The organism is Pontibacter toksunensis (genome assembly GCF_042686245.1).
GTDB classification, from domain to species: domain Bacteria; phylum Bacteroidota; class Bacteroidia; order Cytophagales; family Hymenobacteraceae; genus Pontibacter; species Pontibacter toksunensis.
In genome coordinates this window covers 240,430-259,324 of the sequence record NZ_JBHUOX010000001.1, presented here as the reverse complement: position 1 = coordinate 259,324, position 18,895 = coordinate 240,430, and the positions used below count along the sequence as shown (strand labels likewise).

16 protein-coding genes are annotated in these 18,895 nt (G+C 47.6%); 3 read left to right on the top strand and 13 right to left on the bottom strand.

All coding sequences use genetic code 11. The annotated features are described in order from the left end of the window. Positions 1–118 precede the first annotated feature (118 nt). Positions 119–1,045 (top strand): alpha/beta hydrolase, encoded by a 927-nt coding sequence (locus tag ACFS7Z_RS01135; protein WP_377479592.1) that lies wholly within the window; start codon positions 119–121, stop codon positions 1,043–1,045. A 257-nt stretch (positions 1,046–1,302) separates the two neighbouring features. On the opposite strand, the gene trmB is transcribed toward ACFS7Z_RS01135, so the two are convergent. The 10 genes from trmB to ACFS7Z_RS01085 all read right to left on the bottom strand — a co-directional run bounded on the left by trmB (position 1,303) and on the right by ACFS7Z_RS01085 (position 13,198). Further along, complete coding sequence (trmB, locus tag ACFS7Z_RS01130; RefSeq protein WP_377479589.1) at positions 1,303–1,965, bottom strand: tRNA (guanosine(46)-N7)-methyltransferase TrmB; 663 nt, start codon at positions 1,963–1,965, stop codon at positions 1,303–1,305. Positions 1,966–1,968: 3 nt separating this feature from the next. After that, on the bottom strand, positions 1,969–3,261 hold the full coding sequence (locus ACFS7Z_RS01125; protein WP_377479586.1) for a bifunctional folylpolyglutamate synthase/dihydrofolate synthase: 1,293 nt from the start codon (positions 3,259–3,261) through the stop codon (positions 1,969–1,971). Between the two features lie 23 nt (positions 3,262–3,284). Beyond that, positions 3,285–4,211 carry a hypothetical protein gene (locus tag ACFS7Z_RS01120; RefSeq protein WP_377479583.1) on the bottom strand — a complete coding sequence of 309 codons (927 nt, stop codon included), beginning with the start codon at positions 4,209–4,211 and terminating at the stop codon, positions 3,285–3,287. Between the two features lie 9 nt (positions 4,212–4,220). Further along, positions 4,221–4,616, bottom strand: a complete 396-nt coding sequence (locus ACFS7Z_RS01115; protein ID WP_377479580.1) for an ExbD/TolR family protein — start codon at positions 4,614–4,616, stop codon at positions 4,221–4,223. An 8-nt stretch (positions 4,617–4,624) separates the two neighbouring features. Then, complete coding sequence (locus ACFS7Z_RS01110) at positions 4,625–5,329, bottom strand: MotA/TolQ/ExbB proton channel family protein (protein WP_377479577.1); 705 nt, start codon at positions 5,327–5,329, stop codon at positions 4,625–4,627. Between the two features lies 1 nt (position 5,330). Then, complete coding sequence (locus tag ACFS7Z_RS01105) at positions 5,331–6,485, bottom strand: HU domain-containing protein (protein WP_377479574.1); 1,155 nt, start codon at positions 6,483–6,485, stop codon at positions 5,331–5,333. Between the two features lie 6 nt (positions 6,486–6,491). Further along, on the bottom strand, positions 6,492–8,186 hold the full coding sequence (locus tag ACFS7Z_RS01100; RefSeq protein ID WP_377479569.1) for a hypothetical protein: 1,695 nt from the start codon (positions 8,184–8,186) through the stop codon (positions 6,492–6,494). A gap of 45 nt (positions 8,187–8,231) precedes the next feature. Further along, positions 8,232–11,321: a tetratricopeptide repeat protein gene (locus tag ACFS7Z_RS01095; protein WP_377479566.1), complete on the bottom strand. Its 3,090-nt coding sequence runs from the start codon at positions 11,319–11,321 to the stop codon at positions 8,232–8,234. Positions 11,322–11,564: 243 nt separating this feature from the next. Next, positions 11,565–12,611, bottom strand: a complete 1,047-nt coding sequence (gene holA / locus ACFS7Z_RS01090; protein ID WP_377479562.1) for a DNA polymerase III subunit delta — start codon at positions 12,609–12,611, stop codon at positions 11,565–11,567. A gap of 143 nt (positions 12,612–12,754) precedes the next feature. Continuing rightward, on the bottom strand, positions 12,755–13,198 hold the full coding sequence (locus ACFS7Z_RS01085) for a GNAT family N-acetyltransferase (protein ID WP_377479558.1): 444 nt from the start codon (positions 13,196–13,198) through the stop codon (positions 12,755–12,757). Between the two features lie 204 nt (positions 13,199–13,402). Here ACFS7Z_RS01085 and tyrS point away from each other — a divergent pair, with 204 nt between their 5' ends. Then, on the top strand, positions 13,403–14,707 hold the full coding sequence (tyrS, locus tag ACFS7Z_RS01080) for a tyrosine--tRNA ligase (protein ID WP_377479555.1): 1,305 nt from the start codon (positions 13,403–13,405) through the stop codon (positions 14,705–14,707). 78 nt (positions 14,708–14,785) lie between these two features. Here the strand turns inward: tyrS and ACFS7Z_RS01075 are convergent, their stop codons facing one another. Then, positions 14,786–14,977, bottom strand: a complete 192-nt coding sequence (locus tag ACFS7Z_RS01075; RefSeq protein ID WP_115565941.1) for a histone H1 — start codon at positions 14,975–14,977, stop codon at positions 14,786–14,788. A 105-nt stretch (positions 14,978–15,082) separates the two neighbouring features. After that, positions 15,083–16,321, bottom strand: coding sequence for an aminotransferase class I/II-fold pyridoxal phosphate-dependent enzyme (locus ACFS7Z_RS01070; protein ID WP_377479551.1), 1,239 nt, complete (start codon positions 16,319–16,321; stop codon positions 15,083–15,085). Between the two features lie 213 nt (positions 16,322–16,534). Between ACFS7Z_RS01070 and accC the strand changes: the two genes are divergently transcribed. After that, entirely contained in the window at positions 16,535–18,037 is a 1,503-nt protein-coding gene (gene accC / locus ACFS7Z_RS01065; protein WP_377479548.1) for an acetyl-CoA carboxylase biotin carboxylase subunit, read from the top strand. Positions 18,038–18,171: 134 nt separating this feature from the next. Here the strand turns inward: accC and bshB1 are convergent, their stop codons facing one another. Then, positions 18,172–18,891, bottom strand: a complete 720-nt coding sequence (gene bshB1 / locus ACFS7Z_RS01060; protein ID WP_377479545.1) for a bacillithiol biosynthesis deacetylase BshB1 — start codon at positions 18,889–18,891, stop codon at positions 18,172–18,174. Positions 18,892–18,895 lie beyond the last annotated feature (4 nt).

Genomic DNA, 18,895 nt, shown 5'->3' with positions numbered 1-18,895 from the left:
GTTCATTTGAGATAGGAAGATTTGCTAAAAGCTTTTCCTGCCAACCAACCCAATAAACAGCTTAATCTAAAAATTACCGTAGCCGATTAACTATAATGCATCTATAACTTTATATACTATGAAGAGGCAAAACCTGCTCCTGCTCTTACTTGCAATTACGTTCATGCCGCTCTCTAAAGCTTATAGTCAGAAAGACCATCTGGAAATCCCATTATATAGCAAGCAGATTCCGAACGAGGTTCCTGGTCCGGATGAAGAAACTTCGAGCAACGAGGGAGGCAGGCTGAGGTTCAGTAAAATCAGGAAGCCTACTCTTTCTGTTTTTCTTCCTCCCAAAGAGAAAGCTACAGGCACGGCTGTCCTTGTTATTCCAGGTGGCGGGTACGGCATTGTTGCGGCAGGGCACGAAGGGTATGATGTTGCCAGAAAGTTCAATGAGCAGGGAATTGCTGCTTTTGTATTAAAGTACCGGTTGCCAAGCGCCAAAACCTCTTCGAAGCCGGAAGTGGCTCCGGTGCAGGATGCGCAGCAGGCAATCAAGATCATTCGTGAAAGAGCAAAGGAATGGCAGGTTGATCCGAACAAAGTGGGGATTCTGGGATTCTCAGCCGGTGGTCACCTAGCCTCAACAGCAGGAACGCATTTTCAACAGGCCTATATCAGCAACCCGGCTAAAACAAACCTGCGCCCTGACTTTGTGATGCTCCTCTACCCTGTTATCAGCAGCGATAAATCTTTTTCGCACCAGGGATCTTTTGACAACTTAGTTGGAAAAGAGGCAACGGCAGATAAGCTGAATGAATTCTCAAATGAGAAAAGGGTAACAGCACAGACACCGCCTACCTTTCTGGTGCATGCTTCAGATGACAAGGCTGTTCCGGTGAAAAACAGCATCGTCTTTTACGAAGCGTTGCTTGAGCACAACGTTCCGGCAGAACTCCACATTTACCAAAAAGGCGGACACGGTTTTGGACTGGAGAACCCAACAACATCTGATGCCTGGTTTGAGCGCGGTATCAACTGGATGAAGAGCAACAAGTTCTAAAACTACTATTTCAGATTGTAAAGTAGCTTAAGGAACAGCGTCTTTTCGTCCAAAGGAAGAATCTGAGATGTTAAAGTGTTTCAGACAAAACAGATTTTTCCACTATGACGCAGATCCCTTTCATCTCTCGTCTCAGGCATGTTCGAAATGAATGTTAATGAGAAGATAAAAACCCTTCCTCCTTTTTTATTCGAAGGTAAATAGACGCTTTCCATCTTCCGCACTCGAAAGTTCACTGCTCCAGAGCCTGATTTTAATTACCTGAACTGTAACTGCAGGTACTTGATGGGAATGCCTTCAGCCAGGTAACGCTTTTCATAGGTGGTATAGATGCCCATGGTGTGCTCTTGTAGGTCTGACTGGTAAAGGTTTGGTGTATGTATAAGATGCTTGATTTCTTTCTTCGTTTCCTGTAGCACCTCCAGTGTATACTCGTATAAGCCGAGGTTGTCAGTTTTCAAGTGAATGAGACCACCGGGCTTAAGGATTCGCCTGTACAGATTAAGGAATCGAGGAGAGGTTAGACGTCTTTTGATATCACGGTCACGGGGGCGTGGGTCAGGGAAAGTAATCCAAATCTCACTCACCTCGTTTTCTGCGAAGTTCTCGTCCAGCTGCTCGATAAATGTTCTCAGGAAAGCAACATTTTCCAATTCCTCCTCTTCTGCGAGTGTACTTCCTTTCCAGAGGCGTTCTCCCTTTATATCGGTGCCTACAAAGTTCTTACCGGGGAAGAGGCGTGCCATACCTACTGTATACTCTCCGCGGCCACAGCCTACCTCCAGTACAAGAGGGTTATCATTCTGAAAATGGTGCTCGCGCCAGCTGCCTTTCAGCTGCCCGTATCGATCGTCGCCTGGTTCAATTACATTCTCCCGCTCACCGATAGCGGCAAACTTAGCTAGTTTAGATCTTGCCATTGATTATAGTTCTTCAATCTCTGCGACCACAAAGGTACTACCTCCGATAAAAATAACCTCATCAGGTGCCGCATTTGCCTTGGCAGCCTCCACTGCTTCCGGAACAGTCGCAAAAGCCTGTCCGTGCAAGCCATGGCTTGAAGCTTTTGCCTGCAGCTCACTTACTGGCAAGGCACGGGGTATATTGGCCTGGCAGAAGTAATAAGCATAGTGCTTTGGTAAGAGCTGAAGTATACTCGTTATATCTTTGTCGTTCACAACACCAAAGACCAGGTGTACCTGCTTTGGCTTCAGCGCCTCCAACTGTTTAAGTATTTGTTTGATTCCGTCCTCATTATGGCCAGTATCACAAATAGTTAGAGGATTTTTACTTAACACCTGCCACCTGCCCTTCAGGCCAGTAACGGCTTTAGTGTTCGCTAAACCTTTTCTTAAAGAAGTATGCGTGATAGCGTACCCTTTATCGTGCAACAGCACAAGCACCTGCAGCACCCCTGGTAAATTATACTTCTGGTATAGCCCGGCTAAGTCCAGTTCCAGGCCAGGCAAAAATGGCTTCTCCTGCCGATACACCTGGAAAACCTGTCGCTCATTGGAAGCCTCTGTGCGTTCAACCCTGAAAAGATCGGGTGCAAAGTATAGGGGGGCTCCTACTACTTCTGCTTTCGCCTCAAACACCTCCTGGGCTTCCTGCTGGCGCGTGCTGATTACGGCTGGCACACCTCCTTTTATGATACCGGCTTTTTCTGTGGCAATAGCACTGATAGTGTCTCCCAGCAGCGCCTGGTGGTCGTAACCGATGTTCGTGATAAGCGACACTTCAGGCGTGATGATATTGGTGGAATCCAGACGACCGCCAAGTCCTACTTCTATCACAGCAATGTCTACCTGCTCATCAGCGAAGTATTTAAAAGCGAGGGCTACCGTCATTTCAAAGAATGAAGGCTGAATGCTTTCGAAGAGAGGCTTATGCTGCTCCACAAATTTGACAACATACTCCTGGGGCACCTCCTGCCCGTTTACCCGAACGCGTTCAGTAAAGGACTTTAGATGTGGTGAAGTATAAAGGCCCGTTTTGTAACCCGACTCCTGTAGAACGGCAGCCAGCATGTGAGAACTGCTGCCCTTGCCGTTCGTGCCAGCTACGTGTACTGCTTTAAACTGGTGTTGCGGTTGCCCCAGTGCCTCACAAAGGGCGATGATATTGTCCAGGCTCTTCTTAAAAGCAGCATTGCCGATGCGGTGAAACATCGGCAATTGCTGGTATAAATAATCAAGGCACTCCTGATAAGTCATAAACTGTAATTACTGAAATCTAATTAGCGGGAGGTAATTCTGAAGACAACTGTACCAGATGCTCCGGAAGTTGAGGCGCCGGATCCTGTTCGGCTAAAAGTTGTTTTCTGCAGCTGCTCTTTATACCAGGCCACCACCTGCGGTGAAACGTTGCTTTCCACAACCGTCACTCCTGTCAGGTTACCATCCGCATCGATCTTGATCTGGAATTTAACAATTCCGGTTTCGTTGCTGTATGGGTCCTTCCGTGGCTCAATGTCATAGCGCCAGCCGGGCATGTTCAGTGATCCTCCTGCGCCACCACCGGCTTTACCGTAAAGTGACTTGGCATCTACTTTTCCTTCCGGGTCTCCTTTATCACCTACTGCCCCGTCATCGTCTCCATTATTATTACCTGTGGCAGCATCCGAAGAACCATTTTTACCGTTTCCGGTGCTGGTTGTTGGTTTACCCGGATAGAGTGACTTTGGCTTTTCAGCTTCCTTCTTCACTACTTCCTCTGTTGGCTCTGCTTTCGGCTGCGGCTTCACCTCCTCTTTTGTTGGCTGCGGCTTTGGCTGTGGCTTCACAACTTCTTTTACAGATACAGGAGCCTCTGCTGTAGTGGTAGTCACTTTAGGGGTTTCAACAGGCTGTGGCGGAGAAGGCGGCGTTGACTTGGCTACCGGCTCTGGTTCTGGTAACGGATTAGGCTGTGTTGGAGCAGGCTTGCTGTCCTCTACGTTCTTGGACTCATTTGCTGCAGCAGTAGTCTGTACGTTTCCACTACCTACGGCATCCATACCGAAATTAAGTTCAATACCAAATTGTGGCGCAGGCGGATCGGGTGCCCGCCATGCCAGCATATAAACCAGGAAAAGCACAAGAAGCACGTGCATGCCGATGCTGACACCAGCAGCAATGCGTTTGTTCTTTTCTTCTTCCTGTATTTGAGCTTGGGCGATTGCCATAATTTATTTTTATTCAGATGGAACGGTAGCCAGCGTTACACTTGCATTAAGATTTTTAGCGATCCCTGCTACCTTTACAAGGTGCTCTACAGGCACACTCTTGTCAACATGTAACACAACGGCTCCTTCTTCTGTTCCTTGTAGCAGCGCTGTCAGCTGCGGCTCAATCTCCTCCAGGGATACCGGCTTCTCATTCAAGTAATACTTTAAGTCCTCTGTTATTGTCACACTTATTTTCTGCATAACAATATCAGACGTTTTGCTACTAGGTAAACTAACCGGTAAGCCGGATGGGGTTACGAAGTTAGAGGTAAGCATGAAAAATATAAGCAACAGGAAGATGATGTCGGTCATAGACGACATGCTGAACTCGGCATTAATCCTGTTTTTAGAGCGTATGTTCATTACGAATCTTAAAGCTGTGGTTCTTGTAATAGATCGAGGAACTCAATAGAAGAGTATTCCATGGCATGTACGATGCTGTCTATCTTAGACACTAAATAGTTGTAGCCCACATAAGCAGGTAGACCAATGATCAAACCTGCTGCAGTAGTTACCATAGCTTCATAAATACCACCAGAAAGTAACTTAGGACTTACAGAACCCTCCGCCTGTGCAATAGCGATAAAAGCGCTGATCATACCGGTTACTGTTCCAAGGAAGCCCAGCATTGGTGCGGCACCCGCAATGGTAGCCAGTGCAGAAAGGTTTTTCTCCAACCGGCTGATTTCAATCTTACCAACGTTCTCAATAGAAGTCTCAATGTTCTTCAGCGGGTTACCAATACGGGTAAGTCCTTTTTCAATCATATGCGACACCGGCGTGTTTGTCTGGGCACACAGCATTTTTGCACCATTGATGTCACCAGCCAATACCATTCGTTTGATTCGGTCGTTAAAGCCATCCGGATTTCTAGCGGCTTTTTTTAAGGTCAGGAAGCGTTCTACGAAGATGTATATGGCAGCCAGAGAAAGCAGGGCCAATGGTATCATAGCCCAGCCACCTGCCAGTGCCAGGTCAATTAGCCTTACAGATTCTGGTCCTGTTTCGGCTCCTTCAGCAAGGGCTGCTGTAGTGTCAGCAGCGGTAGTCGTGATTTGTAATAAGAGTGAGGTCATGTTAGTAATTAAGTACCCAAATAGTTTCTCCGAATGATTTTTTATAATTGTTGATGGCTGCTTTTGCTTCTTCTGGCGTCGCAAAGTCTGCTACTGACACACGATACAGTTTGCTGTACCGGCCAGGTAGAACAGTCTTGGCATCGTACCCCGCCTTGCGGGCATTCTGACGTATTATTTCAGCGTTTTCTGTTGTAGAATACCCGCCGATGATAATATAAGAACGACCGTTCTTCTCTTTTATGGTGAGAACCGGCTCTACTGGCTTTACTTCCTTTACAGGGGCAACAACTTCTTCTTTAACTTCCTGGTTTAACGGCTCTTCTGATGCAAATGCTAAAGCCACACTGTCAGCATCAGCAATCCAATCGGTTTGTTCTGCCAGTTCAGGCTGTTTCTCTTCCGCAACTACAGCAGATGCTTTTTCAGGAAGGATAGCGTCGTAGGTTGCGGAACGTTCTTCTTCAGTAAGTGGCACATACCCTGCTGCATAGCGCTTCACCAGGTTAGCATTGCTTAAGGTATAGTTCGAGTTAAACAGCGATATAGGATTCAGGCTGCTTAGGTTGTAATCGGCCTGAAGCGAGAGGAAGTATAGTGCAGAACCTGCTAAACCGGCTAACGCCAGGCCAGCTGCCACATTATAAGCTCTCTTCAGTCGCTTTCGGAGTGGTTGCTTCTCCAGTGCCCGCTCCTGCTGGCGCTCTTTAATGAGGGTGCGCAACACAGCAGGCTCTTCTACCCGAACCGGCCTTGCCACCAGTTCTGGCAGTCCGAAGCTTGCGTCCAGCAGGTTATCACCCTCCACATATTCAAATTCCAGTTTCTGCTCTGCGCTGTACTTGAACACGCCAATCTCATGCAGCTCAAAGCGGTTCTCTTTGTGCAGGCGCGACTTTGCCTGGTGCACAAAGTCCGACACCAGCTGCTGTGCCGCCTCTTTAGAGATGTTGTTATGATAAGCAATGGTGCTGATCAGCAGGCCATCATTCAGAACAAGCTTCTCATTGAAAGCAATTTTTTTGGATGGCGGAGCAAACGTGTGCTTCACCGGATTGATTTTAGCTGACACATATCGTGTGATCAGTCCCCCAAAATCAGGGATGATGACACAGTCGTGATCATAGAGCAGTGACTTAATATGCTTTTCAACCATAAGCAATTAGAATGAGTAAGTTACGCCTCCTATTAGATTGATGCCTTTCGTTGGGTAGTTCACGAACCTTTCGTACTTCTGCCCAAGAAGATTGTTGGCCATCAGGAAAATAGTAAAGTTATTCGTAAAGCGGTAGTCAGCCTTTAGGTTCAGGTCAACAATTGTATCTGTTTCCCGTAACTCTGAGGTTCCGTCTGCATTATAAACGCGCCCGAATGAACTCCCAATATAGTAAAGTTCTGAATTAAACAGAATCTTATCATAGAAGTTGTAGGTGCCATAAATACTCGACATCAGCGACGGACGATGAAAGGGTTTCTCTAAGTCGTCTGTGTTATAGCTGTTATAATCAGCCTTTACACCCAGCCTGATTTCATCAGAATAATTAAAGGAAGCCTCGGTATAAAAATTCAGCACATTTGTTACGCCGTTGTCATACACCAGGTCAAATTTGGCCGGGTCTAGCGGGGAGTTGTTATAGAAGTACAGGTTGCGGTAGTTCTGGTAAGCAACACGGGCATTTAATTGCACATAATTGGCCAGGTTTGCCTGGAAACCACCGTATATCTCCAGCCCTTTATTAATATCCGCAACATTCACATTCGGTGCCAGCCAAGGATTTTCCTGTGTCAGTTCATATAAAGTAACCCTTTCCAGATCGCCGCCTAAACCAGCATATATCAGAAGGTTACCTTTGATAGGCTCTAGTCCTACTCGCACCATCGGGTATACATTGAACTTACGGGCGTTGCTCACAGTATCGCCGGTGTAAGCTACTTTTGCTCCCAGGGTAAGGCGGATAGCATTCAGCTGCCGCTCGTAGGCTGTGCTCAGTTTAAAGAAGTTACGGCTAACTGTAGCGGAATCCTTATGCGACAGGAAGGAAAGGTCAGCATCCACTCTGAATGCTGACGTTTCGTCAATGCCGTACTCGCTGCGAAGCTTCAAAGCCAGGTTGCTCTCGCTCATGTCGTAGCGGTCGTTCAGGTAGCGGAACTGCGCATCTCCCCTGAACTGGAATGGAGCACCTGAGGTCTGGTTATGCAGAAATCCTTCTGCGGAAATCCTGTTGAATACCTGCCGGATAGAGTCCTTCTCTATTTCCTGGTCACCCTCCAATGCTGGCTCATAGCCATAAAAGTGATATTTGTCTCGACCGTATTTTGCTTTACCACCTACGGTTAGGTCCCGAAGGTAACGCTCACCGTGCACGCTTAAATTTGAGTTAACTACAGCTGAGTTTCCTCCGTCTACAGAGCCGCGCCCGGAAGCGATGTGGCTCACTTCAGCACCAACGTCAGCAGTTTCGCTGCGTTTGTTATGGAAGTAGCCCTTCAGGTACAGAGAAGCGTAGTTACCGATTCCCCCCTTCAGGTAATTGCCATACAGTTTGGTCAGCTCATCCTGCTTAATAGTCAGCACGCGCATCTGCAGGTTAATGTCCTGCGAAGGCAAACGGTAATCGACAAAGCGGTAGCGCACGTTGCGGTCACCGGTCTCCGGCGGGTCAACTTTAAATTTCTCGAAGTTGCGGGCAGCTTGTGGCAATTCTATTACACGGTTCTTCTCTACTATTACCTCGGCATCCTCTAATTTAGCACCTTCGCTCCAACCCTGCGTTTGTGCCTGCACAGTGTTCTGATAGCTATACCCAACACACAACACAATAGCAAGTGAGGCTAATCTTATCTTATTTTTCATGATGATACTCCTGTTCTAAAATAAACTGATGTTGAACTTCGCTTCCTATTGCTGCCCTGTGGTATCAACTTGCGGCACTGTATTCTGCTGTAGGACAGAATCCTGCTGCTGTGGCTGTGTGCCAGAATTTTTACCGTCATAACCAGCCAGTTTCGCCTTTGCCTCGGCCACAATCTCTTTGTTCGGCGCATTCTCTATGATGGAGTTTAGCGTAGCACGTGCCTGGAACATTTCGTTCTGTGCCGCATAGTTGTCTGCAATAATCAGGAAGGCCCTGCCCAACCAGTAATCATAGTTAGAGTACTTGGTATTGAAGTCGAAGGCAACATCCAGAGACTCCTGGTACTTCTTCTGCTTGTGTAGAATCTCAGCTATGAGGTATTTCGCTTCTGCGCCGTTCACGTCAGATGCAGAGGCCACTGTCTCCTTCAGCTGTGTTAAGGCCTGGTCCAGGTTACCCTGTGCATAGGTTGCCTTGCCCCTGTAGAGCAACGCTGAATTGTAAGCGTTCAGGGAAGCATTGCCCTGGCTGATGAGTTCATTAGCCGCTCGCTTTGTCGCATCGTAGTCGTTTGTGCGGAAGTAACTTTGCATTAACCCTGTGAGCGCAGTCTGCTGTTCTTTCCTGTTTGTCGCTAAATCACGAAGACGCGAGTAGAACTTGATAGCCTCCGGGTAATTCTTCGCTTCAAACTCCAGGTCAGCTACACGCTGAATACCCCGGTTCACATACTCAGAGCGATTTTCTATAATGACCAGCTTCATACGCTGCAGTCCTTCCTGCATGTTATTCTGGCGAAGGTAAGAGTCGGCCAGGAAGTAACGGGCATCAGCAGCAAAGGTGCTCTTAGGGTATGACTTCAGATAGGCCTCGAACTTCGGTACAGCCAGGTCGTATTTCTGGCTGAAGTAAAGGGTTTTAGCGGCCTCGTATTCAACACTTTCCAGCGCATCACTTTCCGGGTTGGCAACCTTGAACTTATCCAGGTACACATCAAACTCATTGCTGCGGTTTTCCGAACCCAATACCTCCTGTAGAGAGTATAAGGCTCCACTGGCCACCTTCGCAGATGGATATTCATCCAGCACCCGCTTCTGGTCCGCAATGGCTAACTCATTCTGGCCCAGGTTCCGGTAAGCCGTACCCCTCTTCTGCAGCGCATTTGGCACCAGCTTACTTGTAGGTTGGGAGTTGATGAGGGTAGTGAAGCCTCTGACAGCCTCCTGATAATTCCCTGCCTCATAGTCAATTAAGGCACGCTGGTAATAGGCATCATCAAGGTACCTCGATTTTGGGTAATTGTTAATCAATTCCTGTAGTGCCGCTTTCGCAGGCTCATTCCGGTTGTTGATGCTCAGTACAACCCCCTTCTGAAACAGCGCATAATCGCGGTCCGGAGAACTAGAGGACAGTACGCGCTCGTAAAGTTTGAGCGCTTCGTTGTAGTTCTTGCTCACATAGTACAGGTCCGCCAAACGCACGGTGGCATCGTTGTAGTTCGGGTTGCTGGGCTGTATAGACTCCAGGTATGCCTTGAAGTGCGGCAGGGCCTTTTCATACTCCTTTGTGTTGAAGTAGGCATAACCCAAACCATAGCGTGACTTAGTATAATAGTCTGCTTTGGTTGAAGGCGTTGTTCTGAACACAGCCGCATAGCTATTGATAGCATCGTTGTAGCGCTGCCCGATGGAATAGGCCTCACCTTTCACAAAGTGGCTGGAGGCAGTAACCTCTTTGTCGTAAGGGTACTGCAGCGATTTATCCAGCATCTGAACAGCCTGCGGGAATTTAGCGTCGTTGAACAGGTTCACGGCGTGGTGGTACGTTACCCGCTGGTAGGTCTGCAGGATGCGCCAGCTTTTATTCGGCAGGCTCTCAATGTGGCGGATGGCTTCTGCATAGTTGTTGGAGCCGAAGTAAGCTTCGCTCAGCAATTTGTCAGCTTCCTCTCCCTGCTCAGAATCCGGATACTTTTCATTAAACTCTGCCAGCGCACTGATAACTTCTCGGAAGTTACCCAGTTCATAACTTACCTGCGCATACTTCAGCGTGGCCGCCTCCGTCACCGTACTGTCCTGGTCGTTTTTGCGTGCTTGGTCAAACGCTGTTAAGGCAAACTGCTTGTTGTTTTCCTTCAGGTAACTCAGGCCAAGGTAATAAGCTGCGTTCTGCCCGATAGCATCTTTCTTCAGCGCTATCTCCTTAAAGTTGGCGATGGCGTTTTTATAATTGTTGTTCTTGTAGTCCGTCAGTGCTATTTTATACTGCACCACCGGCTCCAGTGTGCGCTTGCCTGAAGCGAACTGGTTGAAATACTTCTCTGCTGTTTTGTAATCCGCCTTCTGATAATAGGCGTCACCCACTAACAACGCTATCTCATCAGACTGCTGAACGGCTGGTTTTTTGGCCAGCACGGCCTCACCATACCGTATTACCTCATGCATGTCGTTCTCCTTGTACAGGATTTCAGTAATCATGTAAGGAACGATGTTAGCATAAGCCTCATTCTTCTCCGCAATTTTCAGGTCAGCTTTGGCTGCTGCATAGTCTCCCTGGCGGTAGGCTATATAACCCGCATAGTAATTTGAAGCATAGGCAAACCGGTGATCATCTTCCCGGAAACCATTGGTCTTGTTCTTGTCGAAGTAGATTTTAGCGTTGTCGAAGTCTTTAGTAGCGAAGTAGGAATAGCCTAGTTTGAACTCCAGCTCCTTGTTCTGCTTGATGCTGAGCAGGTGCGTCGGCGCCTGCTTCAGCAGCTCAATGGCTTTTTTATAGTCCTTCTTCTCGAAGTAGTAAAGCCCCAGCTCATAGTTTGCCAGCGCAGTTTTGGGGTGCGATGGGTATTTGCTAGCAAAGTTTAAAATGAGCTGCTCTGCATCAGGGTGGAAGAGGTACAGGCCACTAAGTGCATAGTAATACTGCGCGTCCGCAACACGGGCATCGTCACCTGTCAGCTCGATGTACTTACTGAAAGCTTCCTGTGCCGCACCATACTTGGCGCGGTCAAACAGTTCAATCCCCTCATGGAAATACCTTTCTTCGTTTGTAAAAACCTGCGTGTGCTGGGCTGCCACCACATGCGAGCCGCCCGCCAACACGGATGCAAGTGCTATTTTGTACGCTATCTTCATATGTATATCAATTGCCTCTGCAGGCCTTCAAAATGTTCTGCTCTATAAGAAACCCTATCCTGGTGCTACCGGGCTTTCTGCGACTTCTGAGGATCTTGAACTTCACTCAAAGTTAAGAAATTTTAAATAGCAGCAGCCCCTAAAAATCATTTCTGCTATCATTCCGGCACCTTAAACATCGTATAATACCTATACAATGGCCAGGCGGTCTAAAATATTGTGTGCTGTGGAAAAATAGATTTCTCAGGCAGCGATTTCCCGAGGTACCGGGTGCAGCATTTTAAAAACAAGCTCCCGCAGAATGGCGGCATCAGACATGTCGCCCCCTGTTATACCTTTCACCTGTAAGTCAGCCACACGTATAAAATGAATGATGTCGATGCAGCGCTGTATCGGGAAAACCCGGAGCGCCAGCATGTATTCCTTCACTAAAAACCCCCTGTTCCCTAAGCTCTTGCGTATGCCTGCCTCAGATTTATCTGCAGCTGTATGCAGACTGAGTAACTTTGTAAAAAAAGAGAAGAGCAAACTCAGATTTGGTATGAGTGGGTTGTTTTTTGGGTTAGCTTCAAAATACTGGATAATGCGGTGCGCTTTCAGTGCATCTCGTGCAATAAGTGCAGACTGAAGCTCAAAGATGTTGTATTCCTTGCTGATGCCCACATTTTCCTGTACTGCACGCTCATCAATTGTGGCGCCAGGTTTCAGGTTAATCAGGAGCTTGTCTATCTCATTGGCTAGCCGGGACAAGTCTGCCCCAATATATTCGCTCAGCATCAGAATGGCTGGTTGTGTGCCCTTTACTCCTTTTTGCTTCAGGTAATTGTTCACCCATGCCGGGACCTGGTTCTCGTACAGTTTTTTTGTAGTGAGAAGAACGGCAAGCTTACCTACGGCTTTTGCAAGGGCTTTGCGGCCATCCAGCGTCTTGTGCTTGTAACAGAAAACAAGTATGGTTGACGTTAGGGGGTGGTTAAGGTAAGCTTCCAGTTGCTTCATCCCCTCCTCCCGCTCTATATCCAGAATACTCTGCGCCTCTTTTACGATCACCACCGATTTATCTGACATCATCGGGAAGCGCTTCGCCTGCAGCAATACAGTCGACATGTCTGCATCCTTACCATACACCACCACCTGGTTAAACCCTTTCTCGTGCTCCTGCAGCGCGTGCTCCTCTATATAATCTGAGATGAGATCTATATAGTAAGGCTCCTCTCCCTGCAAAAAGTATACAGGTGCAAATTGTCTCTTCTTAAGCTGCTCTAAAATGCCCTCGGGTGTGTGCGACATGGTGGTACTGATTATTACTTCTTCAGGAGGTCCGTTTGTTGAATGCTCCTCTACAAATTTAAGCTATAGGTGGGAAAGTCAAAGAAATAATATGGCGGGAAAGGCATTTTGGAAAGGCAAAAGCAGCAACAAAAATGAGTGTTTTAACGCAGGTCTTTCACCATGATAAGACGGGGCGAGTGGTCGAGGTAATAATTGGTTGCCGTTTCTTGTGCCTTGAAGCCCAACGCCTGGTAAATATTGATACCAGGTATGTTTTCTGGATGGACAGTCAGTTTGATGGTCATGGCACCCATGGCCTTTACTTCTTCCATCAGGTCGGCGGTTAACTTTTCACCAAACTTTCTGCCCCGGTAGCCAGGCAGCACTCCCAGGGAGAGGAACCATGCCTCCTGCTTTTCACTGTTGTAGTGGCCAATCGCATAGCCTACTATTTCCTTCCCATATTCCACCACCTTCATGAGGCCATTCGTAATATCAAGCAACTGGCGCAGGGCGAAAACCGGATAGCTTTCCTCTTGAAAAAGAAGCTGATCTATTTTCCTTACTTGTGGCAGATCGTCAATATCTGCTGCTCTTATCTTCATTTATCTGTTTCTGCTGGTACCAAACCGCAATTTACACATATGATGCCATAAAACGTTCTAATGCTATCTTACCTCAAAGCTCCTTTTCCAAAACAGGTTTAGGGAAATTCGCCCGGAAACACAAGTCACACATCTATTCCTAAGTTGGAGCATCAAACTGAGAACTCTTTTTTATCTTTGCCCTGATACACGAATTTGGTTTACATGAATTTGATCGAAGAATTAAGATGGAGAGGCATGCTCCACGATTACATGCCGGGTACAGAAGAACAACTTGCTTCCGGAATGACGGCCGGGTATATCGGCTTTGATCCCACCGCAGCATCCCTGCATATAGGAAACCTAGCCACCATTATGCTGCTGGTGCAGCTGCAACGCGCCGGGCACAAGCCAATTGCATTGGTCGGTGGCGCCACAGGCATGATTGGAGACCCTTCCGGCAAATCTGCGGAAAGGAACCTGCTGGACGAAAACACCCTCAAGGCAAATCAGGAAGGAATCCGGAGGCAACTGGAGAAATTCCTTGACTTTAACTGCGGCGCCAACTCTGCTGAAATAGTTAACAACTATGACTGGTTCAGGGAGTTCAGCTTCCTTGGCTTTCTGCGCGAGGTGGGCAAGCACCTGACAGTAAACTACATGATGGCGAAAGAGTCTGTAAAGAAGCGCATAAGTGCCGACGAGGAAGGCGACCGGGCAGAGGGCCTCTCCTTTACAGAGTTTTCCTACCAGCTCATACAGGGGTACGACTTCTATCATTTGTACAAGAACAAAGGAGTAACCCTGCAGATGGGAGCCTCAGACCAGTGGGGTAACATCACAACCGGAACAGAACTTATCCGTCGCATTGACGGTGGAAAGGCCTTTGCACTTGTAGGCAAACTGGTCACTAAAGCGGATGGCACTAAGTTTGGAAAGTCAGAGGGTGGCAACGTATGGTTAGACCCGGAGCTAACCTCTCCATATAAGTTTTACCAGTTCTGGCTGAACCTAGCGGATGAGGAGGCCGGGAAACTTATCAAAGTTTATACTTTACTTCTGCAGGAAGAGATAAATCGCATAACAGAAGAGCACAAACAAGCGCCGCACCAGCGTGCTCTGCAGAAAGCCTTAGCTAAAGATGTTACAATTCGGGTGCACTCTGAAGAAGACTATCTGGCAGCTGTAGATGCGTCAGAAATTTTATTTGGAAAAGGCGATTTGGAGACTTTAAAAGGCCTTCGGGAAGATATTTTACTCTCTGTGTTCGAAGGAGTGCCCCAGATAGAAGTGAGCAGAGAAAACTACGCTGAGGCAGCCACAGTAACCGATCTTTTATCTGAAGTGACTGGTGGCGAAATTTTCGAATCGAAGGGTGAGGCAAAGCGCATGATCAAGAACGGAGGGGTAAGTGTGAACCGGCAGAAGGTGCAAAACCCAGATGATGCGGCTTCTTTTGAACTGCTGCAGGAGAAATACCTGGTAGTGCAGAAAGGCAAGAAAAACTACTACCTCCTGACGATTAACTAACTGTTATCCAACGTGTTAAATAAAAAAGGTGGCTTCATAAGGCCACCTTTTTTATTCTCTACTCTGTTGTGAGTGATGTTATTTTGCGCTTTCAGTGCTGTTTTTCATGTCCTGAACTTCCTTACGGATGTCCTGAGCCATGTTTTTCAGGTCTTGCATACCTTTACGTACACGCGTACCAGCAGCTGCGTTTCCTTTATCGTAGAATTTTTCAAAATCCCCTTCTAACGACATTACTAGATCCTTGAGTTTGCTAAAGTTGTTGTTCATTTGTGCTTTAATTATTGTGAAACATTTGATTTTATTCCTCTAATATACACATTTAATGAAAACAAGCAAAAATTAAGGAATTTTAATATAGGGCTTCTGAGCGAATTAAACGGTAACTGCCGGACTTGAGTACAAGCCTTTGTCCAATTTCTGTGCAATTTTCTCAAAAGCCGCAATCGTCTCCTTCACATCTTCCAGCGTATGCGCAGCTGTTGGGATAAGGCGTAACATGATCACGTCTTTCGGAACGACCGGATACACTACAATAGAGCAGAAAATGCTGTAGTTTTCACGCAGGTCCAGGGTCAGTTGCGTGGCATCCGGAATCTGGCCGTTCAGGAATACAGGCGTTACCGGCGACTCAGTTGTACCGATGTTGAAGCCTTTCTCACGAAGGCCGCTTTGCAGGGCATTTACCACCTCCCACAGCTTGTCTTTCAGTTCCGGCTTAGAGCGCAGCAGTTGCAGGCGCTTCAGTGCACCTACCGTAATTGGCATTGGCAGTGACTTTGCGAAAATCTGGGAACGCATGTTGTAGCGCAGGTATTCTACTACCTGCTCGTTAGAGGAAACAAAAGCACCAATGCTGGCCATGGATTTTGCAAAGGTAGAGAAGTATACATCGATACCATCCTGGCAACCTAAGTGCTCTCCGGTACCGGCGCCTGTAGCACCCATTGTACCAAAACCGTGTGCATCATCAACGAAAAGCCTGAAGTTAAATTTCTCTTTCAGGGCCACCACCTCATCCAGCTTGCCCAAGTTACCGGACATACCGAAAACACCTTCGGTTATCACCAGGATAGCACCACCGGTGTTATCAGTCCAACGGGTGGCGCGCTCCAGCTGTTTCTCCAGGCTTTCCATGTCGTTGTGGTTATACACAAAGCGCTTTCCCTGGTGCAAACGAACACCATCTATAATACAGGCATGCGATTCAGCATCATAAACAATTACATCGTGGCGGTCAACAAGGGCATCAATGATAGAGACTACCCCCTGGTAACCAAAGTTAAGCAGCAAAGTGTCCGGCTTCTGCACAAAATCAGCCAGCTCAGACTCCAGCTGCTCGTGCAGGTTGGTGTTACCAGACATGATACGTGCACCCATTGGTGTTGCCATACCCCATTCTGCAGCACCCTCTGCGTCAGCTTTGCGCACCTCCGGATGGTTGGCAAGTCCAAGGTAGTTGTTAAGGCTCCAGGTTAACACCTCTTTGCCTCTGAACTTCATGCGCGGCGCAATTTCACCTTCAAGCTTCGGAAATGTGAAATAGCCATGTGCATAATGTGAGTGGCTGCCTAAAGGACCTCTGTTGGTCAACAACTTTTCAAATAAATCCACTTGTGTAATGATTAGGTTATCTGTATAATTTCTCCTGATGCTTTATACAATATATGCAAAATATATAATTTAAGTATAAATGCTGAGCAAAGTTATGGTTTATTAACCTCATTTACAATTTATGGACGGTGCACAGGCTGCTTTTTCGGCACCTCATTTTTATGTTTCGCATTAAACCCTTTTCTTTGACCTGCAACATAAGTAAGTTTCTGCATGAGAAAAATAAACAAGATTCTGGTAGCCAACCGGGGGGAAATTGCCCTGCGCGTGATGCGTACTGCGAAAGAAATGGGCATCAAAACAGTAGCCATTTACAGCGAAGCTGATCGTAATGCCTTGCATGTTCGCTTTGCAGATGAGGCTGTTTGTGTAGGCGGTCCTAAGTCCAGTGAATCTTACCTCCGTGGAGACTATATTATAGAGGTATGCCAGCGGCTAAGCGTAGATGCAGTTCATCCGGGCTATGGTTTCCTTTCAGAAAATGCTGGCTTTGCCAGTAAGGTAAAGGAAGCAGGCATCATCTTCATAGGTCCGTCTCCGGAGGCAATAGAACTGATGGGCAGTAAACTGGCAGCCAAGGCTGCAGTAGCAAAATACAACATCCCGATGGTGCCTGGCACCGAAGAGGCTATAAAGGATGTAGCGGCGGCAAAGGGTATCGCGGCAGAGGTAGGCTTCCCGATCCTGATAAAGGCCAGCGCCGGTGGCGGCGGTAAAGGTATGCGGGTGGTGGAAGGCGTGCATGACTTTGAAGAACAGATGAAGCTGGCTGTGAGCGAGGCAACTTCGGCTTTTGGCGACGGTTCTGTTTTCATAGAGAAATACATCGGCTCGCCACGGCACATTGAGATACAGGTATTGGGCGACACGCTTGGAAATATTGTCCACCTGTTTGAGCGGGAGTGCTCTATCCAGCGCCGCCACCAGAAAGTAATTGAGGAAGCACCTTCTTCTGTCCTCACTCCTGCCCTGCGCGACGCTATGGGCCGCTGTGCCGTTAACGTGGCCAAAGCTTGCGACTATATAGGGGCAGGCACGGTAGAGTTCCTGCTGGATGAAAACCTGAACTTCTATTTCCTTGAGATGAACACCCGCCTGCAGGTAGAGCACCCGGTAACAGAGCAGATTACCGGCCTGGACCTGGTGAAAGAACAGATATTAATAGCAGAGGACAACCCTCTGTCCTTCAGGCAGGAAGACCTGCACATAAAGGGGCATGCGCTGGAACTTCGGGTATATGCCGAAGACCCAGCAAACAACTTTTTGCCTGACATAGGCCGCCTGGAAACGTACCAGCGCCCGCAGGGCCTTGGCGTACGGGTAGATGACGGATTTGAGCAGGGCATGGAGATTCCGATCTATTACGACCCCATGATCGCGAAGCTCGTCACTTTTGGAAATGACCGAAAGGAAGCGATTGACAAAATGTTACGGGCCATTGATGAATATCAGATAACGGGCATTGAAACCACTCTCCCTTTTGGCAGGTATGTGCTGCAGCACGAAGCTTTTGTTAGCGGTAACTTCGACACAAAGTTTATTGATCGCTACTTTACTCCTGAAGTACTGCAACGGCAGCCAGAACAGGCTATTGAAGAAATAACAGCGGTTCTGGCAGCCATGCTGGTAGACCAGAAAAAACCAGCCACTGTAACTGAAGACGGGAACGGTGCACCTGCCGCTTCCACCAACTGGAGAAGAAACAGAATCAAATAAGCTTGAATATGACTGTCTACACGCTAAGAATAGTTTATAGAGTTTCGATTTAAATCTACATGTAATACTCAAGCAAAAGGCGCTGCAAAATATTTTGCAGCGCCTTTTGCTTGTACAGGTGATAGAGGTTTGGGTTAAACCAGGTCGAAGAGGTTCCGCACACCAATGTAGCGCTCTTTCGTGAAGCCTTCGCCATAGGTTACTCCTATTGCGTGGCCTAGTTCTTTCGCCCTTGCCTCCACAAAATCAAGGAACTCAGGCGATGAGATATAAGTGTTTGGTGAGGTGCTGTCCGGGTTGTAAAACTGAGACCTGAAAGCACGTATCGCTTCCATTTTCTTTTCCCAGTAAGGAGTCACGTCCACCACTATATCCGGTGTAATCAAACGATCCTGTATGTAATGGTATACTACCCTCGGGCGCCATGCTTCCTGCGCTTCTCCCTGCTCGTCTATGGTTCTGATCATCTTTAGCCCAGCCTTAAAGCAGGACTCTGTCAGGAGTTCAGCACCACGGCCATGGTCCGGGTGACGGTCGTAAATTGCATTGGCGATCACTATCTCAGGCTGATACTGTCGAATCTTTTGAATGACCTGTAACTGGTGCACCCTGTCGTTCTGAAAAAAGCCGTCTGCGAAGCCTAAGTTTTCGCGTACAGCAATTCCCATTACGTTTGCCGCATCACTTGCTTCCTGTAACCGTATTTCCGGCGTGCCGCGTGTGCCAAGTTCTCCCTCTGTCAAATCCACTATACCCACCTTTTTACCAGCGGCAACATGTGCAATAAGTGTACCTGCGCAACCCAGTTCAATATCATCCGGATGCGAGGCAAAGGCAAGAATATCTAATTTCATGTGT